We start from the raw sequence: 21,191 nt of genomic DNA, 5'->3' as shown, positions 1-21,191 counted from the left end.
GGGCTAGGTTTGTCGTTTCCAAAACTCTTCTACTCCTTGACGGACATTGGCCACGTCATCGTCGGTGCCAAATAATTCGAATCGATACAGCAGCGGCACATGGCATTTTTTCGCAATAATACGGCCAGCAAGGCCATATGCTTCGCCAAAATTTGTATTTCCTGCTGCAATCACCCCCCGCAGGAGGCTTCGATTATGTGTGTCGTTAAGAAAATGGATCACCTGCTTGGGCACCGCCCCCTGCTCACTTCCCCCACCATAAGTGGGGGTAATTAAAATATACGGCTGGGTAACGCGTGGAACAGGCTCATCTCGATTCAACGGCAGTCGCTTTGCGGCAAAACCAAGTTTTTCTACAAATCGATGGGTATTGCCTGATTTTGTAGAGAAGTACACCAAACTGCCGGCGATAGGTGAGGATGAACAACTTGCCAGCATGTCAGGTAACTTAAGCCAGCGCTTGAATGCGATCCGGACGGAAACCCGACCAGTGATCCTCACCGACGACGACGACAGGAAGCTGGCGATAGCCGAGAGCTTCGACTTCTTCTTGGGCACCGGATTCGGCAGTAATATCGATAACGGTGTAATCAAGCCCCTGCTTGTCGAGCGCGCGGTAAGTTGCGGTGCACTGAACACAAGCCGGCTTGCTATAAATTTGAATTTCCATGGATGATCCCCTTTTCATAGCGGCATTTTTCGGGTAGAGCACATCTAGTGCCCGCCCCCTCTAGAAGATACAACGCATACTATATATAGACCAATGGAAAATCAATTCAAGCATATGTGGTATTTTTCATCCACAGGATATTGACAGCTAATGCCCAATACTGTCCCAGACAAAAAAAAACCGCCCACTAAAAAGTGGGCGGTTTTTTCACAGCGCCGCAAAGCGGCGCGGCTAGCGGATCATAGCAATATTAGCTAATCGCAGCTTGGTAACGACGTTCAACGTCTTCCCAGTTCACCACGTTAAAGAACGCAGCAATGTAGTCCGGACGCTTATTTTGATACTTCAGGTAGTAGGCATGTTCCCAAACATCCAGACCTAACAGCGGCGTATTGCCGTGCATCAACGGGCTGTCTTGGTTCAGGGTATTCTCTACCACTAGTTTCTTTTCAGGGGTAATGGAGAGCCAGGCCCAACCACTACCGAAACGACCAACGGCCGCTTTTTTGAACTCTTCTTTAAAGGCTTCCAGACCGCCCAGCTCAGCATCAATCGCTTTGGCAACATCGCCCTGGGGGTTGCCACCGCCGTTAGGCGACATCATCTGCCAAAACATGGAGTGATTGGCATGACCGCCACCGTTGTTGATAACGGCTTGACGCTTGGCTTCCGGAACGCGATCCAGATTAGCGACCAGCTCTTCGACAGGTACATCTTCAAGACCTGTGCCTTCCAGCGCGGCGTTCAGGTTGTTGATGTAGGTCTGATGGTGACGAGAGTGGTGAATTTCCATCGTCATCGCATCAATGTTTGGTTCGAGAGCGTCATATGCGTACGGCAATTCGGGTAGTGTATGTGCCATATCATCATCTCCTTGAGTGGCTTTCGTTGCTTTCAATTACCTATGTGCGGTCAGCCCGCAGCTTTTTCAACCACCGGGGTGGTATTTCTTACCTTTTGCCCCAGTACTTTAGTCAACTATTGCCAGTTTACCTAATACACCGGCCAAAAAAAAAGCCGACTTCTGGCGAAGTCGGCCCACCGCTATTTACTCACGTATTGCTTACAGCTTGCTCTCAAGCTCCGGCAGGATCTCGAACAGATCCCCCACCAGGCCGTAATCTGCCACCTGGAAAATCGGTGCTTCGTCGTCTTTGTTGATCGCGACGATCACCTTGGAGTCCTTCATCCCCGCCAGGTGCTGGATGGCACCGGAAATGCCCACGGCGATATACAGATCCGGGGCGACGATCTTGCCAGTCTGACCGACCTGCATATCGTTAGGTACAAAGCCTGCGTCGACCGCGGCACGGGAAGCACCGATGGCGGCACCGAGCTTGTCGGCAATGCCGTCGAGCAGCTTGAAGTTTTCGCCGTTGCCCATACCGCGGCCGCCGGAGATCACCACCTTGGCACCGCCCAACTCGGGACGATCCGACTGTGCCAGTTCTTCTTTCACAAAGCTGGACTGACTGTTTTCTACCACGGTATCGACCGCTTCAATCGTCGCGCTGCCGCTGGTGCCGACCGCATCAAAACCGGTGGAGCGCACGGTGATCACTTTCAGCGCGTCGTCGCTTTTAACGGTGGCAATGGCATTACCGGCGTAGATCGGGCGCTTAAAGGTATCGGCGCTGTCCACGGCGATAACGTCCGACAGCTGGCTGACGTCTTTTAGCGCCGCTAAACGCGGCAGTACGTTTTTGCCGGTGGTGGAGGCGCTGGCCAGCACGTGGGTGTAATCACCCGCCAGTTCGACCAGCAGCGCGCCCATGGGCTCGGCCAGCTGGTGGGCGTAAACGGCGTTATCGGCGACGCGGACTTTGCTCACGCCGTCGAGTTTGGCGGCGGCCTCGGCAGCGGCTTGAACGCCTTCCCCGGCCACCAGGATATCGATATCGCCACCGATGGCTTGGGCGGCCGCCACCACGTGGGCGGTGGCGCCGGCCAGTTGGCCTTCGTGCAGGTCGGCAAGTACCAAAATGCTCATAAAATCAGCTCCTTTCAAAGCGCATGCGTAAAGTACGGGGGGTAATTAACCGACCTTAAAGAACTTTGGCTTCGTTTTTGAGTTTGTCGATCAGCTCGTCTACCGAGGCGACTTTAACGCCCCCCTTGCGCTCGGCGGGCGGCTCTACTTTGAGCAGACTGACCTTGGAGGCAACCTCGACGCCGTAGTCGGCGGGGGTTTTCACATCCAGCGGCTTTTTCTTGGCCTTCATGATGTCGGGGAGCTTGGCGTAGCGCGGCTCATTCAAACGCAGGTCGGTGGTGACAATCGCCGGCAGCGTGAGGGCAATGGTTTGCAGGCCGCCGTCGATTTCACGGGTGACATGAACCTTGTCGCCGTCGACCGCCACTTCCGAGGCGAAGGTACCTTGCGGAAGCCCCGTCAGTGCGGCGAGCATTTGGCCGGTCTGGTTGTTGTCGGTGTCAATGGCCTGCTTGCCCAGCACCACTAATCCCGGCTGCTCCTCTTCGACCACTTTGGCCAACAGCTTGGCCACCGCCAGGGATTCGGCGCGCTCGTCGGTTTCGATATGGATGGCACGGTCTGCCCCCAGGGCCAGCGCGGTACGCAGCTGCTCTTGGGCGGCCTTGGGGCCTACCGTGACGGCGACCACTTCCGTCGCCACGCCCTTCTCTTTCAGGCGCACCGCCTCTTCCACGGCAATTTCGCAGAAGGGGTTCATGGCCATTTTGACGTTGGTGAGATCGACGTCCGAATGATCCGCCTTAACGCGGATTTTGACGTTGTAGTCGATGACGCGTTTCACCGCGACGAGTACTTTCATAGGTTCCTCGCTTGGCTTGTGTAAAGCCGTTACCCTGAGACGGCACCCGCCCAGCGGATACCCCTTTTTAAGACGTGTGATGCATTGAAAACTTACCGGCAATCGCTCAAAAGCGATCGCCTGCCCCAATACAGGCGCTGCCAACGATAACGGCGGCGCTTTTAAATTCAATATACAAATTCAATCGAGCGTTTGATAGGTGCGCAATTGAAAAACCTTATCAATTTGCCATAGCCTGCCATAAAGCGACAATAGCTAATGCTTAATCGTCCACTACGGCCTTAGTCGTAGCACTGAACGCTGGTAAGCAAAGCATACAGCCAATAAATACCCCTTTCACCATCGTAGGCGTGACCTGACACAGGTATTATGCCTATCATGGGGCATAACCAGAAGCAAACGACCGTTTTAAATTAAGATCACTTTTTATAAGCTAGTTTCCTAGCCCGAACTTTGGGTTAGCTTTGAGTTAGCTTTGTAAAAGTTGACACTTAAAAAGAGTAAGGAGAAACCGGGTGGAAACTGTTGAACGCGATGTAATGGACTTTGATGTCGTCATTGTCGGTGCGGGCCCATCCGGGCTTTCCGCAGCATGCCGACTGATGCAGCAAGCCAATGAGGATGAGCAAGAACTCACGGTGTGTGTCGTTGAGAAAGGTTCAGAGGTTGGCGCGCACATTTTATCCGGCGCGGTGTTTGAACCCCGTGCACTAGCGGAGCTATTTCCTGACTGGAAGGAGCGCGGCGCACCGCTCAATACGCCGGCGATTCGCGACGACGTCTTCTTGCTCAAAGATGCCGAAAAAGCGCAGAAAGTGCCTAACGCCTTGGTACCTAAAAGCATGCACAACACCGGGGGCGACCTTACCCGCTATGTGATCAGTGCTGGCAACCTGTGCCGCTGGCTGGCCGAACAGGCAGAGAGCCTCGGGGTAGAAATCTTCCCGGGTTTTGCTGCCCAAGAGGTCATTATTGAAGATGGTGCCGTGCGCGGCATTCTGATTGGCGATATGGGCGTCGCCGCCGATGGCACCCCCAAGGATAGCCATATGCCGGGCATGGAGCTGCGCGCCAAGTACACGCTGTTTGCCGAAGGCGCGCGGGGGCATTTGGGCAAGCGGTTGATCAAAGACTTCTCATTGGATGCAGGTCGCGACCCGCAACACTACGGTATCGGCCTTAAAGAGCTGTGGGATGTGCCTGCCGACAAACATGAACCTGGGCTCGTGTTGCATGGTTCTGGCTGGCCATTAGATAAAAACGCCCACGGCGGCTGGTTCCTCTACCATGCGGAAAACCAGCAGGTCGTTGTGGGGTTGATTATGGATCTTGGCTACCAGAATCCATGGCTTTCGCCCTTCGACGAGTTTCAGCGCATGAAGCATCACCCGGTCATTAGCCAGTACCTCGAAGATGGTAAGCGTGTAGCTTACGGCGCACGGGCAATTACCAAAGGTGGCTTTAATAGCCTACCTAAAATGACCTTCCCAGGTGGACTATTGATTGGTTGTGATGCAGGCACCCTCAATTTCTCCAAGATCAAAGGGCTGCATACTGCCATGAAGTCTGGCTTGGTTGCCGCGGAGAGCGTATTTGAGGCAATCAAAGGGGGCGATGAGGGCGCACAGGAGCTAACGAGCTTCACCCAGAAATGGGAAGCCAGTTGGGCCTATCAAGAACTTAAAGAGAGCGCCAGTTTCGGGCCTGCGATCCATAAATATGGCACCGTCGGCGGCGGAGCGTATAACTTTGCTCATCAGTTGCTGGGCAACAAGTTGCCAAATGTCCATGACACAGCCACCGACCATGGAGCTCTCAAGCCTGCAGCCGAGTTTGAAAAGATTAACTACCCCAAACCGGACGGCAAACTCTCTTTCGACAAGCCAACCTCGGTGTTTCTGTCGAATACCAACCATGAAGAGGATCAGCCGTGTCATTTGCGCCTGGACGATCCTGAGTTGCCGATCCGCGAAAACCTGCCCAAATACGCAGAGCCGGCGCAGCGCTACTGCCCGGCTGGGGTTTATGAAGTGGTGGAAGATAGCGCAGGTCAGCCACGCTTTCAGATCAACTTCCAAAACTGCGTGCACTGCAAAACTTGTGATATCAAAGACCCAGCGCAAAACATTACCTGGGTGGCCCCAGAGGGCGGTGGTGGCCCAAACTACCCGAATATGTAAGTAGCTGGCTCACTGCTTGCCCTGTATTGGCTGCAAAAGGGTAAGCAGTGCTTCATTATCCCTTACTTCTTTTCCAGACAGCTTTCCTCTGCTGATAACGGTCTGTAGCTATAAAAACCGTGGAAATGGTGGCTGTAGGGACTGAGAATGAAGCGTTCCTGCTCATGGGAGGCGACCCCCTTCGCAAACACCTGGAGACTGAGATGCTGACCCAGCTCAATGACTGATGAAGATAACTGCTGGTCATGACGTGTCCCTGATAAACGCTTAACTAGGCAAGAGCTGACTTTTAAAGCGTCTACTGGTAACACGTTTAAATCGGATAAAGATGAATACCCGGTGCCAAAATCGTCAACCACAATCCTGACACCCAGTTTTTTGATCTCTGCAAAAATACTCGCCGTACGGTTAACATCCTGCAGCAGCATGCTCTCGGTAATCTCCACCTCAAGCAGCCTCGGGTTCATACCGGTTGTCGCTAGCGCGTCGCTGACACTCTCAACAAAGCCATTGTCATAAAATTGGCGTGCGGAGATATTGACGGCCATGGTTAAAGCAGGAAAACCTTCATGCTGCCAAAGCATGTTTTGTCTACAGGCATTTTCGAGCACCCATTGACCGATAGGCATAACCAAACCACTCTCTTCAGCGAGGGGCATAAATTGCGCGGGCTCAAGCAGGCCCAGTGTTGGATGCTGCCAACGCAGCAGCGCCTCCATACCAAGCGTATTGCCACCTTCGATGTCATACTTTGACCGAAAGAGCAGCCTGAACTCCTGACCTTCAAGCGCCCGGTGCAAGCCAGACTCCAGCGTTAAGCGCACATCCATCTCCGCACTTAATTCGTCGGTATAGTACTGAACATTGTTTTTGCCCAGTTGCTTCGCCTGATACATGGCCATATCAGCACTTTTCATTAATGTTTGCTCATCAAGCCCGTCAAACGGATACAGCGAAACACCAATACTGACCGAGACATGACACTCCTGGCCCGCGAGCATAAAAGGGTCTCTAACAGCGGATAGAATTTTTTGGGCTATTGGCTCAATCTGATCTCGGCGGCTGGCCCTGCTCAAAATAATGACAAATTCGTCCCCCCCTAACCGAGCGACAAAATCGCTTTCTCGCACCGAGGCGGTCAGCCGTCTTGCCGCCTCTTGCAGCAGGTGGTCTCCGGCATCATGCCCTAAGGTGTCATTAATTAACTTAAAGCGGTCAAGATCCAGGAAAAGGAGCGCAAAGGATTCATCATGGCGGGTGCCAAGCTTCACAGACTGGGTAAGCCAGTGGCTCAAAAAAGCTCGATTAGGCAAATCGGTTAGCGTGTCATGGAAAGCCAAGTGCTCAACCTGCTGGGCGTGCAATACACGCTCTTCCATTACCCGCTGCTGCGCCCGCTGAAGCTGCCAGCTTAGACGGGCGAGCATAGCCAGAATGATCAGCAGCAAGCCGCTTGTCCAAGCAGCCCGCTGCCAGTATTTTCGCGCCAGCTGTTGAGCCGAGGCCAACTGCTCCTGCGCAGACAATCCGACGACGATAGATAATGGGAAATCATACAGCTGGCGAACCAGCGTGTAGCGCTCGACACCTTGCCAATGGGTCAGAAAGGGGGCACTTACAGCATCCAGCGTGCTACTTTTCCAAGCCGCTATATCCATCAGCTCACCGGAGTAGGTAGCCTCTCCACTGCGCCTGACAAGTACCTCGCCACCCGTACCAACAAGTGCCAGCATCCCCTGCTGGCCCAACGAACCCACTTCATAACTGCTCACAAAGTAATTCGCATCAATAGCGATAACCACCCACCCCGTGCCTGCCTCTTCCTCAGATGTTGTCTGGGACATTAACGGCCGAGCAAAAGTCAGCTGTTTTGCTTGATAAGCATCCGTCTCCCAAACGGCCAAGTAGTCATCGCCCAGCACTGCTTGCGAAGGAGGCGTTAGGCGCTGCCCAAGCCGTCCTGAATCAGTCGTTTCAACAATCCTGCCCTGTGCATCAACAATACTGATGGTAAATAGCAGAGCAGGCGGCAGTAACCGCTGCTCATTCAAAACACCAAGCACGTTAGCGTAATCACTACTATTGGCGGTAAAACGAACTAATTTCAGTGCCGTATCGATTTCCCGCAAGGCTCTGACAACACGCGCTTCATAAGTGTCGGTTATTTCACTCACAGACAGCTCAGCCTGGCGCTCAATGACCATACTCTCTTTATTGACTAAAAAATAAGTACTGCCCCATATAACCAGCAGCATCATAAAGGCCACTATACCGAATAGTACAAATGGCTCGACAAGATGATGTGACCATCGATTAATCAAGATTCGGGATGGACTGCCCTGCTCTGGGTCTGTTTGATCATTGAGGCTACTCAATTGTCACCACTCGCAAACGCTCATCAAGAAAAGAAGAGTCTATATAGCCTAGGGATTTTGCATCGCTGACTAGCCGCTCTACCACTGCACGACTGTTCGTAAGCGCTTGGGGCGGCTGCCCTCGTCCGGTGAATATCTGCCTCGCCCAGTGCGCCTTGATCTGCGCGGGGGTTTGCCCTGTGTAGAGAGTGTAAAACTCACTTCTCGCTGCCGTACCTTCAGTAAGATCCAAGGGCACGACTTCAACTCCATTGACTATTAGCGTGCGGCGCCCTAAGTAAACCTCTCTTAAATCGCTAAAGGTAAGACGAGTAACAGGTGCTTCAACTGATACAACCACCAATACCTCAGCTGAAGCTGGGTGGTAAAACAGGCTCAGCCCGGATGCCAATAACAGGCTGGTCGCAGACGAAATGAGGCGTTTAAACATTGCCACTCTCCTTAAAACACAAAGTCGAGCGCAAGGCTGAACAAGTTAATACGTTCACCTGGGGTAAACTCGGGCTGTTGATTAATCAGCCCCCCGGATGACCCTGAACGCATATCGATGTGATCATACTGGGCCGTTAGGGCCATACCCGGCCTGAAATCCCAGCGAGTTCCCACCGTTATGCTCTCCTGCTGCATCCCGCTGGATATTAGCTCATTCAACATACCATTAAGTAATTGCGCGCCTTCTGCAAAGGGCGCTGGATAAAGGGCAGCATTCAATCCCGGCTCTGAGGTATTACTGGTGACTTTTGCTCGCGCAACCCCCACATACGGTGTCCACTCGGCGATCCGATAACCGAGCGTTATGTAAGCGCCTTCACTCTCCCCTAACAGAGATGGCGACGAAGAGCGTGCCCATTCGCCCATCACAAACCATGAGCCGGGGTCATAACCCAACCCTAAGCTCAGTAGGCTCGTACGCTTACCATCCACTTCATAGCGGCTAGCAAGCTCTTCACCGGGTAGACCAAAGAGGCGATAAACGTCGAAGAATTGTGAGAGTTCATCTGCGCTTACTTTAAGTTCGCCATAGCTGGCAAACAGGGTGACATCCCCCCAATGAGTACGGTGAGAAACGCCCCATGAATCGCTGGCGTCGATACTGCCCGTTGAGTAATCAACGCTGCCCCCACCAAAATTCATCTGCAATTCATTGGTAGTCTCCCCTAATGGGTATCGATAGCGCATATCAACACCATCGAAATTGGCCACGGGCATTAAACGGTAAACTTCTTGTGGGGGCCTAATCCATGGGGTGGCGTAATTAACTTTACGGTGCTCAGAGGCCATAAAAGAGCTTTGCACCATTCGCCCTACGCGCAAGCTAAGATCAGGGGTAAGGTCATATTGAACATTCGCCCACTCAATCTCAGGTGCGAATGAACCATCGTATCGCTTCTCGCTGACCACCTGAACAACCGAGGAAAGTTGTGGCGTCACACGCAGCGTAGCTTGGAGCCCTAGGCGGCTATCAACTTCAGCGCTCCAGTCATCACTATACCCTGCACCTTCTGAAGCAAAGGGGTCAGCAACGAAGTCAGCGTTTCGCTCATCGGAATGAACAACGCCCAGCGTGCCGAAACCATTAAATTCCAGATTAGGCAGACCGCTGTCGGCAAGCAAGGCGCCGCTTTGGGTGACGATCAAAATGGCGCAGAGCCAGGTGGCTTGCCTTACCATGCCCGTTCCCTATTTGATTAGTTATATGCTATGAGCTGTGGAGTATTCGCTCGGTAGGAGTGAGGGTATTAAATCGGCAGGGCCATGCTAAGTCAAACAACCCTAAAGCTTAATTCGACGGCAAATGTGAAAGAGTGTGTCTTAGCGTTGAATCAACGACTTATCCCACAAGCGTTGAGCCATTTTCCAGCAACTCAATGGGTGCCCGGCGGGCAATAAGCCGCCTTCGCCCGGCCTGGTCAAAGCGCACATCAATCACTGGATCACTGATACTGCCTTCTACGGCGGCCACTTCACCCTCGCCAAATACCGCATGAAGAAGGCGCTGACCGGGGTAAAAATGGGCATCTCCCGAATAACCTACTTTGGCCTCTTCAACCTGCGCCGGTGCTAGCGCAATATCGTCGCGCCCCAGCCGGGTTAGATAGCGCTTTACCAACGCCACCGATGTGACTTGCAGCGAAGCCGCTGGAGGGCTGGCACTGGCTAGGCAGGAGGCTACCCGCATACTGTCCTGCCAGGCGCTTTCGGCAATAAAGCGACTAGGCCGGTGCACGCCGCCATCATGGAGCACTAAAAGCTGCTCCTGGGCACGGGTAATGGCGACGTAGAAGAGCCTACGCTCCTCCTCCAGACGGTCATCACTGAGTGGATTGTCGCGGCTATAGTGGGGAAAGTCCTCTTCGTTAACCCCAGCCACCGCCACCAGCGGCCACTCAAGGCCTTTGGCGCCGTGAACGGTACTGATCAGGACACCGCCTGCCTGGTTCTCTACCGGTCGCTCAAGCAGTTCGATAAAAGCATCCGGATCCTGCACGCTTTGCGCCTGCTCGATCAACACATCGAGCAGGCGTACGTCTTCTTCGCCTTTATCCCGCCGTGCAGCGGCTCTTTTAAGCGTTTTTTCAGCATCAATACTTTCAACTACATGGCGTAAAAGCTTGGCGGGCGGCCAAGCACTTAGCTGGGGCAGCTCACAAAGCAGCAGCCAGCGTTTTTTTAGCGTACGCCGCTGTATGGGCTTTAACGCCGTTAACAGGGGGTCATGGCGTTCGGGCCACTGCTGGGTAGCAGCCAACTGATAGGCAAGTCGCTGCAGATGCTCACGGGCAACGAAGGGGGTGGGTTGTGCAAGCAGCAGTAACAGCTGCTGCGGGTCGCGCAGCAGATCAGGACGACGCGACAGTTTTAAATACCCCGCCAGGGCCTGCACCAGCGGTAGACGAAAAACAAAACGATCCTCACGCTGAAGCCGAAAAGGAATTCCAGCTTGTAACAGCGCCAGTTGAAACGGCACTGATAGCGCCCAACTGCGCACCAGCAGACTGGCCTCGTTAAACGCTCGCCCCTGGGCCTGCCAATCCACTAACGCATCAAGCAGCAAACGACTCCCCTGCCCCACCGAGACACGCGTCTCCGGGTTATTGACGGCGGCAAGGCACAGCTGGTTGGGACGGCGCTGATTCGCCGCAATAGCATGATTAGCCGCCAGCGCCAGGGCATGGCCATGCCGAAACGTCGTCGACAGCGGGTAGTCAGTGGCTTCGCCAAAGGTAGCAGTGAAATTTTCCAGCATGTTGTCGGGTTTGGCACCACGCCACTCATAAATACACTGGTTGGCATCACCCACTGCCATCACCTCGGCACGACTGCCTACCAACACAGATAGCAGGCGCTGCTGAGCAGCGTTGATATCCTGATACTCATCAATAATCACATGATCGAGAAACCCTTCCACACGGCTTCGCAGGGCACTATCTCCCTCTAACACCAGCAGTGGACGATAGAGCAGATCGGCATAGGTCATAACGCCTTCCGCTGCTAATAGCCGCTCCGCCTCGGCAAACGCCGCTGGAAAGTAGTCGGTATCCGGGTCGAAATTTAGCCGCTCATAGAGTGCTTCGGGGGTGATCATTTCTGCTTTCACCAAGCCACAGAAATGGGCCAAGGTTTCCAGCCGATCCCCCTCCAGGGCAGCATCGCGGCGTTCGACAGCGTCCCGCAATACGTTCAGGCTCGCTTGACGAAGCAGCCTTTCCAACTGCCAATCGGCGGATAACAACTGCCGGGGCGGAAGGGCGCCCCAGCGGCACAGGCTTTGGGTCAAGCGGTGGCCCAGGGAGTGAAAAGTGCGCACATCCGGCAGTGCCTGCCCGGCAGGTGCCATGGAGGCTAACCGGCGCTGAAAATCATCCTTTGCTGAGCGGTTAAACATCAGCACCAGAATACGCTTTGGCGGAACCCCGTTAGCCAATAGATGCAGCACCCGCGCGGCCATGGTGGTGGTTTTGCCTGCACCAGCCACTGCCGCCACCCGCGCATGTCCAATCTGGTGGCTGACCACAGCTTGCTGTTCAGCGGTTAACTTCACGGCGCCTCGCCAAGCAACTCATCATCAATCTGCCCCAGCACAAACCACTGCCCTGCACTCGTTACGCCAAGTTCACTCTGGCCATTGCCTATATCACGGGCTTTAGCCGCCTCAACCAGTTGGTAAAAGACATTACGGTGCAAGCGCGCAGCGAGCCCAAACCTCACCGGCAGTTGCGGCACAGTCTCGCCTTTTGGGGTTAAACTGAGAGAAAGCGGGTGCTCAGCATCTAAGCGCACAATGTCGTCAAACTGGGTGGTAAACCACCAGGCACCGTCACGAAAGTCAGCTTCTACCGCCACCAGCGGCAGGTCTTCGACCTCTATCCGCCAGCGCTCCACCGGCGTGACCAGGCAATACCCCTCGTCATCCAGGCGCAGCAGCGTGGCTAGGAGACGCGCCACCTTGGGTCTGGCAAACGGCTGCCCTTCGTGCCACCAGCTACCATCGGCGTGAATGACGATACTCATATCGCCAGAGAGCGCAGGCCGCCACTCATCGAGGGGAGGAATAGCCCCAGCGAACTCTTCCTCTCCGCCACCTTGCTGGAGCAATCGATCAATATTCATCTCGCCCACCTCGCTTGAGCGTATTCAAAGCGCATTGGGCGATAAAAGCCCAGCGTTTGCCAGCGCCTCTCTAACGTGTTCCGGAGCATCGGGCGCCGCGGCACGGAAGAGCTGATAAAAGTTGGCAGTCGTCTGCATGGCGACTTCATCGACAGTGATGCCCCGTTCCTGGGCAATGCACTCCGCCACTTGTACCACCCAGGCGGGCTCATTGGGCTTGCCGCGATAGGGAACAGGCGCCAGGTAAGGGCTGTCGGTCTCAATCAACAGACGATCAAGCGGCAGTTGACGGGCAAGTTCACGCAGCGATGCAGCATTGCGAAAGGTAATAATGCCCGACAGTGAGATATAAAAACCCAGCCGCACCGCCTCACGAGCCATCACCAAGTCTTCAGTAAAACAGTGTAATACACCGCCCACCCGTGAGTCGCTGTATTCACGTAGCAAGGCCAAAGTTTCCTGTTTGGCTTCGCGGGTATGAATAATCACCGGCAGCTCCAGCTCCCGTGCGGCGATTAAGTGACGCTTGAAACGCTCATGCTGTATCTCGACAGGCACACTGTCGCGGTAGTGGTAATCCAGGCCAGTCTCACCAATCGCCACCGCGCCATAGCGCTCAGCGGCCTCTTTTATATCCGCGACGCTGGGCTCATTGTCACTTTGGTGTAAGGGATGCAAGCCAGCCGAAATCGCTACATCGTGATGCTCCCGGGCAATGGCCGCCAGTTGGGGCATATCGTCTAACGTAACCGCCACAGCAAGAAACTGATTGACGTGGGCAGCACGAGCGGCGGCCAAGGTGGCCGCAATGTCGCCCCCATGGGTCTGGTCGGATAAACGATCTAAGTGACAGTGTGAATCGACAAACATACGGCTCTCGACAATAAATGGGTTCTAGCAGACTGTTAAAAACAAGGGGGTCAAAACAGATAGGCCATAACGACTAGATCATAACCAGGCAGTTCAGAGCGTGAAGGACGGGGCCGCTTTATCCAATTGACCGGCAAGCAGCGCCTCAATGCGGTCACGCACAGAATAGTTCTGCTGGCTGAAGTGGAGACCAATGCCTGGCATTCGGCGGCCACTCACTCCCTCCGGCGACACCCACACCACCTGGCCGCTGATCGAAAGGCGTTCGCTTTCCCCTGGCAGTGTGAGCAGTAAAAAGACTTGCTGGCCAAGCGCATAGGGAGTCTGAGTGGGAACAAACATCCCCCCACGCTCCAAAAAAGGCATATAGGCAGAAAGCAGTGTCGGCACATCAGGAATGGTAAGAGAGAGCGCTTTCTGAGTTGCCATGACGACCTCGCTGAACTGTTTTGAACAGCCGTGGGGAACAGGGTTAAATACCGCTATGAACGCAATAGCGCTGCCCAACGCACCAACCACGCCTCGAGTACTAGCTGAGGATTTGGGTTTGCCCCCACTGCCAATAAGCGCCGCTGTTCACGGGCATAATCAAGCAGACGAAACCAATCTTGAACACGACCATTTTTGACCGCTTGGCGATAAAGCGGCTCTAAATCGGGATTATGCAATACCTCTCCGTTACCGGATAAACCGAGACGAATCAGGTCTTCCAGCCAGGCAATACCGTACCATAAGATGGCATCTATCGCCTGGCGATCCAGGCGGGCCGCCTCTGAAACGGGCTCTGCACCCCGCACCAATTGCTCAAAACTGTCATGAATCTGATGGCGCAGGGCGCGTTCTTCTGGTGCGGCCAGCTCCACGGCCAGCAGCGGCAGTCCTCCCGCCACCTGCCACCAGAAGTAGGCTTCATCGGCGCTACCCAATTGCTCAATCAACCAGCCACGACACGCCTCAAAGTCGACGCTAGGCAGTGACCACTGCTGGCACCGAGAGCGGATCGTCGCTAGCATCCGCGAAGGGACATCGGAGAGCAGAATAAACAGCGTTTTATCACCGGGCTCTTCAAGGCTTTTGAGTAGCGCATTGGCGGCAGCAACGTTCTTGGCCTCGGCGGGAGAGACCACAATCACCCGGTAGCCACCCTGCTGGGCAGTTTGCGAAACAAAACGGTTAACCTCGCGAATGGGGTCAATACGGATTTGGCGCTTCCCCTCTTCAGGCGAGACCCGCAGGAGATCCGGGTGATACCCCGATGCCAGCATCGCGCAGCTATGGCAGTGGCCACAGGCTTGATCCGCGGGTGAAGCGCATAGCGTTCGGGCAATTAACGCTTCCGCCAACTGCTGCTTACCCACGCCGTGGGCACCGTGAATAAGCAGCGCGTGGGGCATTCTGCCACTATCAGCCAGACGGGTTAAATGCTGCCAAGTGGCTTGATGCCACGGCATTACGCTGGTTAACGCCATGCTGCGATCCGATTGAGCAGGCTTTGACGTATTTGCGTTTGCACCTCTTCGAGCGAGTGCTGGGCGTCAATCACGGCAAAGCGCTCGGGCGCTTCTACCGCACGCGCCAAGTAAGCATCGCGCACCGCCTGGAAGAAGTCCCCCGGCTCCTGTTCAAAGCGATCCCGTTGCTCTTGCCGGTCAGTCAAACGCGACTCTAAGCGCTGTGTGGCAGCCTCTTTAGGCATATCCAGCAGCAGCGTCAAATCCGGTGAGACCCCCTGCTGAACAAAATTCTCCAGCACGGCAATGCGCTCCTTGGCGATGCCCCTTCCGCCGCCCTGATAGGCAAAGGTGGCATCGGTAAAACGATCACACACCACCCACGCCCCTCTGGCCAGGGCGGGCAAAATTTTCTCCGCCAAATGTTGGGCCCGCGCTGCGAACATTAGCAACAGTTCAGCGTCCACGTGCAGCGGCTCTTGAGGAGCAGGATCCAGCAGTAAGGCGCGAATAGCTTCGCCACGAGCGGTGCCGCCCGGCTCTCGGGTACGCACCACTTCCAGGCCCTCAGCTTCCAGGCACTCAGCGACAAAGCCCACGTTGGTGGACTTGCCCACCCCTTCGCCGCCTTCCAGCGTAATGAAGCGTCCACGCTTACTCATCATGCTCCCTTACTGTGGTATTCTCGATCAATATTGGCTGATGGTTCACGGCGATTAACGGTTACGAATATAGCGGTTAACAGCGTTGTTGTGCTCCCGCAGCGTGCGCGAGAAGTGGTGCGTACCATCGCCGCGGGACACGAAATAGAGTGTTTCACCAGGCAATGGATTTACCGCCGCCTCTAGCGATTCGCGACCTGGCATGGCGATCGGCGTAGGCGGCATCCCGTCAATCACGTAGGTGTTATAGGCCGTAGCCTCGCGGATATCGGCACGGGTAATTCGCCCTTCATAACGCTCACCCATACCGTAAATAATCGTCGGGTCGGTTTGTAGGCGCATGCCCTGCTCCATCCGGCGTTTGAACACCCCGGCAATCTCGCGCCGTTCCTCGGGCGCGCCGGTTTCCCGTTCGATCAAGGAGGCCATAATCAGCGCTTCGTAGGGAGAGTCAATGGTAAGGTCGTCCGCGCGCTCTTCCCATACTTCTTCCAGAATGCGCTCCATCCGCTCCAATGATTGGCGCAGAATATCCACATCGCTCATCCCCAGATGATAGCGGTAGGTATCAGGAAAGAACCAACCCTCGGGAAAGGTGCCCTCTCGGTCGAGAAGCGTCATCACCTCTGCATCACTCAAGTCAGCGGTACGATGTTCGAGTTTCGGCGCGGCATTGAGCAACTCGCGCATCTGCCGAAAAGACCAACCCTCAGGAATGGTCAGCGAGTAGGTAACCACTTGATTGCTACCTAGCAGCGCCATCATTTCCAGTCCGCTCATATCCGGCAACAGCTGATACTCGCCTGTACGCAGCCGAGGCACACGTTCCGGCTCAACTCGCGCTAACAAACGAAACGCCCAGGCATCCTCAAGCACGCCCTGCTCTTCCAGTTGCGCCACTACCTGATTAAAGCCTGCACCAGAAGGCACTTGGTAAAGCATTGGCTCTTCAATTGAAAGCGGCGCCTCTAATCGGCTCTGCCAATAGAAATAACCGCCCGCTGCACTGGCAGCCCCAACCACTATCAATACCAATAAAGCGGTTAATAACCGTTTCACCATGACACCTCTAAGAAAATTGCTGAGCGATATCTAAACAGTGGCGTTTAAACAACGCCCAATAGCTGATGCGCCAAGCGCTGGAATGGGTCAGAGTGACTCAGCGACCAGCGCTGCAGCAGCGAGCCACTCGCTGAAAGAAGCTTAGTGACTGGCCATACCCCCTGGACAGAGTTGGCCACCCATAGCCGTTCGACATCAGCGAGTTGATCAAGCGTCAATGCATCCTCAGCGACGGCCCCCTCTTCAAGCAACGCCGCGCGCAGCGTTCCAGCCACACCGCACTGGTCAAGCTGAGGCGTAAACACCTCCCCCGCCTGCTGCCAAAAAACGTTCATGCTGGTAGCTTCTACGATCAGGCCTTCACTGTCGGTGAGCAGCCCCTCGGCAATAGTGGCATCGTTCCACTCCCGACGGGCCAGTACGTTCTCCAGTCGATTTAAGTGCTTGATACCTGCCAAGCGAGGCTGACGGGCAAGCTGCAAGTCACAAAGTCGAACCGTCACCCCTTCCTGCAAGCGCTTAACCGACGGTTGAAACGGCGTTCGACGACTGAGCAGCCGCGGCGTTACCTGCTCGGGCTGTGCATAGCCACGCCCACCGCTACCCCGGGTCAGTATCAGCTTAAGCACTTCGAACTCAGCAATGGGATCGCCTTGCCAAGTGGCGTCAAGCGCCTCCTGGCTAAGTAACGGTATTCCCAGCCGCTGACAGCCCTGCGCCAGGCGCGCCGTATGGTAGCGCCACAGCACAGGAGCACCATCACGCAACAGCACCGTCTCAAAAAGGCCATCACCATATGCCAGCCCACGATCATCAAACGGCACCGACTGATCATCAGATAACGCAGGTGGCAACATAGCCCACTACACCTTTTTAAACAGTAGCGAACCGTTAGTGCCACCAAAACCAAAGGAGTTCGAAAGCGCCATATCAATGCGCATATCCCGCGCGGTATGCGGCACATAGTCCAGGTTGCAGCCTTCCTGCGGGTTATCCAGATTAATCGTGGGGGGCGCAATCTGGTCACGAATAGCCAGAATACTAAACACCGCCTCCACTGCGCCTGCAGCGCCCAGCAGGTGGCCAATCATCGACTTGGTCGAGCTCACTGCCACACTGTTTGCAGCATCACCCAGAACGTTCTCAATGGCGCGGCTTTCAGCCAGATCGCCTGCCGCGGTGGAGGTGCCATGAGCGTTGATATAATGAACCGCAGAGACATCAACCTGGGCATCTTTGATCGCATTGCGCATAGAGAGCGCAGCGCCACGCCCATCTTCCGGGGGCGAAGTCATATGATAGGCGTCATCGCTCATCCCAAAGCCCACCAGCTCGGCGTAAATATTTGCTCCCCGTGCCTTGGCATGCTCATACTCTTCAAGCACCAGCACCCCAGCACCGTCGGAGAGTACAAACCCATCGCGGTCAGTATCCCAGGGGCGGCTTGCCGCTTGGGGATCATCATTGCGGGTAGAGAGTGCGCGGGCAGCAGAGAAGCCACCCAGCCCTAGCGGCGTAGTGGCCATTTCGGCACCGCCACAGATCATCACGTCGGCATCGCCGTAGGCGATAGTGCGTGCACTGTAGCCAATATTATGGGTACCCGTGGTGCAGGCAGTCGTAATGGCAATGTTCGGGCCTCTAAAGCCGTGCTGAATCGCCATATTGCCTGAGATCATATTAATGATAGAGCCTGGTACAAAGAACGGCGAGACCTTGCGGGCACCGCCTTTGTTCAGCGCGTTGTGATTGTGCTCAATCATGGGTAAGCCACCAATGCCTGAGCCGATAGCTACACCGATACGATCGGCGTTTTCCTCGGTGCACTCAATACCGGAGTCTTCTACCGCCTGTGCGCCGGCTGCCATGCCGTACTGAATAAACAGATCCATCTTGCGGGCATCTTTTGGATTCAGATACGGGCTAATATCAAAATTTTTGACTGCCCCACCAAAGCGGGTGTTAAAACCGCTGGTGTCAAAATGCTCAATAGGTGTGATACCGCTTTTACCGGCCACAATGTTGGCCCACGACTCATCAACGCTATTACCCACTGGGGTCACCAGGCCTAACCCAGTTACCACTACCCTTTTCCGTGCCATCAGCTTTCCTCCAGGCATCCATGGTGACGCGACCCACTTGGGTCATTTGCTGCTTAAATTTGGTCAACAGTATAACGGAGATTGAACGTTATTAGCATTGTGGCTGCAAAGCAAAAAAGCCGCCCTGGGAAAGGACGGCTTTTAAGGTGGGTGGCTAGCACCCCACCCTGGTTCGATGCATCGACGCAGCCCTTACTGGTGGGCGTTCACGTAATCGATAGCTTCTTGAACCGTGGTGATCTTCTCAGCTTCTTCATCAGGAATTTCAGTATCGAATTCCTCTTCCAAAGCCATAACCAGCTCAACGGTGTCGAGCGAATCAGCACCCAAGTCTTCTGTAAAAGAAGAGCTGTTTTGGATGTCTTCTTCTTTAACGTTCAGGCGCTCTGCTACAACTTTCTTCACGCGCTCTTCAATAGTACTCATTAACCTACTCCAGTCGTTCACATTAGCCGTTTTTGATAACCAGCTATTTGGAAACCGCAAGCCAAAAGCTGCGGGGTAGTTTATAGACGCCCTTGGGTCGACGCAACCGCCAGGCCCAAGGCCATCAACGCATATTCATGCCGCCATTCACGTGAAGCGTCTCGCCAGTAATATAACCGGCTGCATCACTGGTCAAAAAGCCCACCGCTGCGGCGATCTCTTCCGGTGCCCCTAAACGGGCCAACGGAATTTGTTTAAGCAACATCTCATGCTGTGCTTCGGGTAGTGCTTCGGTCATATCAGTCGCAATAAAGCCTGGCGCCACTGCGTTAACCGTGATCGCACGGGAGGAGACCTCACGTGCCAGTGCTCGGCTGAAACCTTCCATACCGGCCTTGGCTGCAGCATAGTTAGTTTGACCCAAGTTGCCCATGGTTGCCACCACAGAACTGATTGACACAATACGCCCAAAACGCGCCTTGGTCATGCCCCGTAAACACGCCTTGCTAACACGATAGACAGATTTCAAGTTGGTATCCATAACGGAGTCCCACTCATCCTCTTTCATTCGCATTAGCAAATTGTCACGGGTGATACCGGCATTGTTAACCAGAATAGTCGGCGCTCCAAAGCGCTCGGTAATGGTTTTCAACACGCTATCGATGCTGATCTGGTCGGTCACATTAAGACACAGACCGGCCCCTTCAATGCCGTGCTCTTTCAAATCGGCATCAATTTTCTCAGCACCTGACTCGCTGGTCGCAGTACCGATGACAATGCGGCCCTGGCGACCTAGCTCGTGCGCAATGGCCTGCCCAATACCGCGACTCGCTCCTGTTACCAGAGCAACTCTACTCTCTTGTGTCATAACGTTCTGCCTCTAACCGTATAATCAAGCAAGGATAGCGAAAGTCACCTCTCCTTGGTCACGCCTTATCAGCCAACGTTTCACGCGCCAGCTCAAGCGCAGCCTCCAGGCTGTCGGGATCATTCACCGCTAATCCTTTACTACCCTTCACGATACGCTTATTGAGGCCAGTCAACACCTTTCCTGGCCCGCACTCAATAAATACCTCCACGCCTTGCTCTGCCATTGCTTCAACACAGGCGCTCCAGCGCACCGGCAGATAGAGCTGTTCGACGAGGCGTCGACTCAATGTCGCGGTGTCGGTATGGGCCTGAGCATCGACATTTTGGATCACCGTGTAGCGCGGCGCCCGCAGTTCAATGGTTTGTATCGCCTCAGCCAGCCGCTCAGCCGCTGGACGCATTAGCGCGCAGTGCGAAGGCACGGAAACAGGCAATGCCATGGCGCGCCTGGCCCCGGCCTCTTGGCAAGCCACAATAGCCCGCTCAACGGCCACTTTCGAGCCCGCTATCACCACTTGTCCTGGGGAGTTGTAGTTGACCGCTGACACAACGTCACCCTGGGCAGCCTTTTCGCAGGCGGCTTCAACCGCATCGTCTGCTAACCCCAGGATTGCTGCCATGCCGCCTTCGCCAGCGGGCACCGCGGTCTGCATGGCTTCTCCACGCAAACGCACTAAATTGACACCTTCGGCAAAGCTCATAACACCAGCACACACCATAGCACTGTATTCGCCTAGACTATGGCCCGCCATAACCGTCGGACGAGGGCCTTCCAGCTCTTGCCACACGCGCCAAATAGCAACACTTGCAGAGAGCAGCGCAGGCTGGGTGCAAGCGGTTGCATTAAGCGATTCCTCGGGGCCTTCCTGGACGACTTTCCACAAATCGTAGCCCAAAGCATCCGACGCTTCCTCAAATGTCGTTCCCACCACACTGTAGCGCTCGGCAAGCTCTCGCAGCATTCCAAGCTGCTGAGAGCCCTGCCCGGGAAAAATGAGGGCAAGGGGTTGAGACATGTCGTTCACCTTTGCTCTTGTAGGCATTTGCTCATATGAGCGATAGGCGAGATTATTGGCACATCCTGATGCCACCTAATAAACCCGCAAAAAAAGTCAAT

General features: G+C 54.8%; 21 protein-coding genes. 1 reads left to right on the top strand and 20 read right to left on the bottom strand.

The features are described 5' to 3' along the window. Window positions 1-3: 3 nt before the first annotated feature. The 5 genes from nrdI to ACFIOZ_RS08770 form a co-directional block, all read right to left on the bottom strand. A complete protein-coding gene (gene nrdI / locus ACFIOZ_RS08790) occupies window positions 4-438 on the bottom strand; it encodes a class Ib ribonucleoside-diphosphate reductase assembly flavoprotein NrdI (protein ID WP_226249608.1) in 435 nt (144 codons plus the stop codon). Window positions 439-448: 10 nt separating this feature from the next. Continuing rightward, window positions 449-670: a glutaredoxin-like protein NrdH gene (nrdH, locus tag ACFIOZ_RS08785; RefSeq protein WP_008956787.1), complete on the bottom strand. Its 222-nt coding sequence runs from the start codon at window positions 668-670 to the stop codon at window positions 449-451. A 250-nt stretch (window positions 671-920) separates the two neighbouring features. Then, entirely contained in the window at window positions 921-1,532 is a 612-nt protein-coding gene (locus tag ACFIOZ_RS08780; protein ID WP_386083294.1) for a superoxide dismutase, read from the bottom strand. A gap of 201 nt (window positions 1,533-1,733) precedes the next feature. Next, on the bottom strand, window positions 1,734-2,660 hold the full coding sequence (locus tag ACFIOZ_RS08775; RefSeq protein ID WP_386083293.1) for an electron transfer flavoprotein subunit alpha/FixB family protein: 927 nt from the start codon (window positions 2,658-2,660) through the stop codon (window positions 1,734-1,736). A 55-nt stretch (window positions 2,661-2,715) separates the two neighbouring features. After that, window positions 2,716-3,465: an electron transfer flavoprotein subunit beta/FixA family protein gene (locus ACFIOZ_RS08770; RefSeq protein WP_386083292.1), complete on the bottom strand. Its 750-nt coding sequence runs from the start codon at window positions 3,463-3,465 to the stop codon at window positions 2,716-2,718. Between the two features lie 515 nt (window positions 3,466-3,980). Here ACFIOZ_RS08770 and ACFIOZ_RS08765 point away from each other — a divergent pair. Next, window positions 3,981-5,645 carry an electron transfer flavoprotein-ubiquinone oxidoreductase gene (locus tag ACFIOZ_RS08765; RefSeq protein WP_386083291.1) on the top strand — a complete coding sequence of 555 codons (1,665 nt, stop codon included), beginning with the start codon at window positions 3,981-3,983 and terminating at the stop codon, window positions 5,643-5,645. Window positions 5,646-5,707: 62 nt separating this feature from the next. On the opposite strand, the gene ACFIOZ_RS08760 is transcribed toward ACFIOZ_RS08765, so the two are convergent. The 15 genes from ACFIOZ_RS08760 to fabD all read right to left on the bottom strand — a co-directional run bounded on the left by ACFIOZ_RS08760 (window position 5,708) and on the right by fabD (window position 21,090). After that, window positions 5,708-7,903, bottom strand: a complete 2,196-nt coding sequence (locus tag ACFIOZ_RS08760; RefSeq protein ID WP_386083290.1) for a putative bifunctional diguanylate cyclase/phosphodiesterase — start codon at window positions 7,901-7,903, stop codon at window positions 5,708-5,710. A gap of 109 nt (window positions 7,904-8,012) precedes the next feature. Further along, window positions 8,013-8,450 (bottom strand): phosphate ABC transporter substrate-binding protein, encoded by a 438-nt coding sequence (locus tag ACFIOZ_RS08755; RefSeq protein ID WP_386083289.1) that lies wholly within the window; start codon window positions 8,448-8,450, stop codon window positions 8,013-8,015. A gap of 11 nt (window positions 8,451-8,461) precedes the next feature. Next, window positions 8,462-9,691 (bottom strand): porin, encoded by a 1,230-nt coding sequence (locus ACFIOZ_RS08750; protein WP_226249825.1) that lies wholly within the window; start codon window positions 9,689-9,691, stop codon window positions 8,462-8,464. A 160-nt stretch (window positions 9,692-9,851) separates the two neighbouring features. Next, the gene (locus tag ACFIOZ_RS08745; protein ID WP_386083288.1) at window positions 9,852-12,062 is read right to left on the bottom strand and encodes an ATP-dependent helicase; all 2,211 of its coding nucleotides are present in this window, start codon (window positions 12,060-12,062) and stop codon (window positions 9,852-9,854) included. Next, window positions 12,059-12,631, bottom strand: a complete 573-nt coding sequence (locus tag ACFIOZ_RS08740) for a DUF1285 domain-containing protein (RefSeq protein ID WP_386083287.1) — start codon at window positions 12,629-12,631, stop codon at window positions 12,059-12,061. Before ACFIOZ_RS08740 ends, ACFIOZ_RS08745 begins: the two co-directional genes overlap by 4 nt. A gap of 24 nt (window positions 12,632-12,655) precedes the next feature. Then, window positions 12,656-13,501: a TatD family hydrolase gene (locus tag ACFIOZ_RS08735; RefSeq protein WP_386083286.1), complete on the bottom strand. Its 846-nt coding sequence runs from the start codon at window positions 13,499-13,501 to the stop codon at window positions 12,656-12,658. Between the two features lie 93 nt (window positions 13,502-13,594). Then, entirely contained in the window at window positions 13,595-13,930 is a 336-nt protein-coding gene (locus tag ACFIOZ_RS08730) for a PilZ domain-containing protein (protein ID WP_226249821.1), read from the bottom strand. A 53-nt stretch (window positions 13,931-13,983) separates the two neighbouring features. After that, complete coding sequence (locus tag ACFIOZ_RS08725; RefSeq protein ID WP_386083284.1) at window positions 13,984-14,970, bottom strand: DNA polymerase III subunit delta'; 987 nt, start codon at window positions 14,968-14,970, stop codon at window positions 13,984-13,986. Further along, window positions 14,961-15,614, bottom strand: a complete 654-nt coding sequence (gene tmk, locus ACFIOZ_RS08720; protein WP_386083283.1) for a dTMP kinase — start codon at window positions 15,612-15,614, stop codon at window positions 14,961-14,963. The genes ACFIOZ_RS08725 and tmk overlap by 10 nt, the downstream gene beginning before the upstream one ends. A gap of 54 nt (window positions 15,615-15,668) precedes the next feature. Then, a complete protein-coding gene (gene mltG, locus ACFIOZ_RS08715; protein WP_226249818.1) occupies window positions 15,669-16,676 on the bottom strand; it encodes an endolytic transglycosylase MltG in 1,008 nt (335 codons plus the stop codon). A gap of 44 nt (window positions 16,677-16,720) precedes the next feature. Then, the gene (gene pabC, locus ACFIOZ_RS08710) at window positions 16,721-17,533 is read right to left on the bottom strand and encodes an aminodeoxychorismate lyase (protein WP_386083282.1); all 813 of its coding nucleotides are present in this window, start codon (window positions 17,531-17,533) and stop codon (window positions 16,721-16,723) included. A 6-nt stretch (window positions 17,534-17,539) separates the two neighbouring features. Beyond that, window positions 17,540-18,778 carry a beta-ketoacyl-ACP synthase II gene (gene fabF, locus ACFIOZ_RS08705; protein ID WP_226249816.1) on the bottom strand — a complete coding sequence of 413 codons (1,239 nt, stop codon included), beginning with the start codon at window positions 18,776-18,778 and terminating at the stop codon, window positions 17,540-17,542. Window positions 18,779-18,970: 192 nt separating this feature from the next. Next, window positions 18,971-19,204, bottom strand: a complete 234-nt coding sequence (gene acpP / locus ACFIOZ_RS08700) for an acyl carrier protein (RefSeq protein ID WP_008956801.1) — start codon at window positions 19,202-19,204, stop codon at window positions 18,971-18,973. Window positions 19,205-19,328: 124 nt separating this feature from the next. After that, window positions 19,329-20,072 carry a 3-oxoacyl-ACP reductase FabG gene (gene fabG, locus ACFIOZ_RS08695; protein WP_226249815.1) on the bottom strand — a complete coding sequence of 248 codons (744 nt, stop codon included), beginning with the start codon at window positions 20,070-20,072 and terminating at the stop codon, window positions 19,329-19,331. 58 nt (window positions 20,073-20,130) lie between these two features. Next, a complete protein-coding gene (gene fabD, locus ACFIOZ_RS08690; RefSeq protein WP_386083281.1) occupies window positions 20,131-21,090 on the bottom strand; it encodes an ACP S-malonyltransferase in 960 nt (319 codons plus the stop codon). Window positions 21,091-21,191 lie beyond the last annotated feature (101 nt).

This window comes from Vreelandella sp. F11, from assembly GCF_042466685.1.
In the GTDB taxonomy this organism is placed as follows: Bacteria; Pseudomonadota; Gammaproteobacteria; order Pseudomonadales; family Halomonadaceae; genus Vreelandella.
This window is presented reverse-complemented; position numbering and strand designations above follow the sequence as displayed.

Excerpts from the sequence above, each read along its gene's own strand:
- nrdH (WP_008956787.1), bottom strand. The coding sequence starts at position 670 with ATGGAAATTCAAATTTATAGCAAGCCGGCTTGTGTTCAGTGCACCGCA.
- nrdI (WP_226249608.1), bottom strand. The coding sequence starts at position 438 with ATGCTGGCAAGTTGTTCATCCTCACCTATCGCCGGCAGTTTGGTGTAC.
- ACFIOZ_RS08740 (WP_386083287.1), bottom strand. The coding sequence starts at position 12,631 with ATGAATATTGATCGATTGCTCCAGCAAGGTGGCGGAGAGGAAGAGTTC.
- ACFIOZ_RS08725 (WP_386083284.1), bottom strand. The coding sequence starts at position 14,970 with ATGGCGTTAACCAGCGTAATGCCGTGGCATCAAGCCACTTGGCAGCAT.
- ACFIOZ_RS08775 (WP_386083293.1), bottom strand. The coding sequence starts at position 2,660 with ATGAGCATTTTGGTACTTGCCGACCTGCACGAAGGCCAACTGGCCGGC.
- tmk (WP_386083283.1), bottom strand. The coding sequence starts at position 15,614 with ATGAGTAAGCGTGGACGCTTCATTACGCTGGAAGGCGGCGAAGGGGTG.
- acpP (WP_008956801.1), bottom strand. The coding sequence starts at position 19,204 with ATGAGTACTATTGAAGAGCGCGTGAAGAAAGTTGTAGCAGAGCGCCTG.
- pabC (WP_386083282.1), bottom strand. The coding sequence starts at position 17,533 with ATGTTGCCACCTGCGTTATCTGATGATCAGTCGGTGCCGTTTGATGAT.
- fabG (WP_226249815.1), bottom strand. The coding sequence starts at position 20,072 with ATGACACAAGAGAGTAGAGTTGCTCTGGTAACAGGAGCGAGTCGCGGT.
- mltG (WP_226249818.1), bottom strand. The coding sequence starts at position 16,676 with ATGGTGAAACGGTTATTAACCGCTTTATTGGTATTGATAGTGGTTGGG.
- ACFIOZ_RS08730 (WP_226249821.1), bottom strand. The coding sequence starts at position 13,930 with ATGGCAACTCAGAAAGCGCTCTCTCTTACCATTCCTGATGTGCCGACA.
- fabF (WP_226249816.1), bottom strand. The coding sequence starts at position 18,778 with ATGGCACGGAAAAGGGTAGTGGTAACTGGGTTAGGCCTGGTGACCCCA.
- ACFIOZ_RS08770 (WP_386083292.1), bottom strand. The coding sequence starts at position 3,465 with ATGAAAGTACTCGTCGCGGTGAAACGCGTCATCGACTACAACGTCAAA.
- ACFIOZ_RS08735 (WP_386083286.1), bottom strand. The coding sequence starts at position 13,501 with ATGTTTGTCGATTCACACTGTCACTTAGATCGTTTATCCGACCAGACC.
- ACFIOZ_RS08760 (WP_386083290.1), bottom strand. The coding sequence starts at position 7,903 with ATGATGCTGCTGGTTATATGGGGCAGTACTTATTTTTTAGTCAATAAA.
- fabD (WP_386083281.1), bottom strand. The coding sequence starts at position 21,090 with ATGTCTCAACCCCTTGCCCTCATTTTTCCCGGGCAGGGCTCTCAGCAG.
- ACFIOZ_RS08750 (WP_226249825.1), bottom strand. The coding sequence starts at position 9,691 with ATGGTAAGGCAAGCCACCTGGCTCTGCGCCATTTTGATCGTCACCCAA.
- ACFIOZ_RS08755 (WP_386083289.1), bottom strand. The coding sequence starts at position 8,450 with ATGTTTAAACGCCTCATTTCGTCTGCGACCAGCCTGTTATTGGCATCC.
- ACFIOZ_RS08780 (WP_386083294.1), bottom strand. The coding sequence starts at position 1,532 with ATGGCACATACACTACCCGAATTGCCGTACGCATATGACGCTCTCGAA.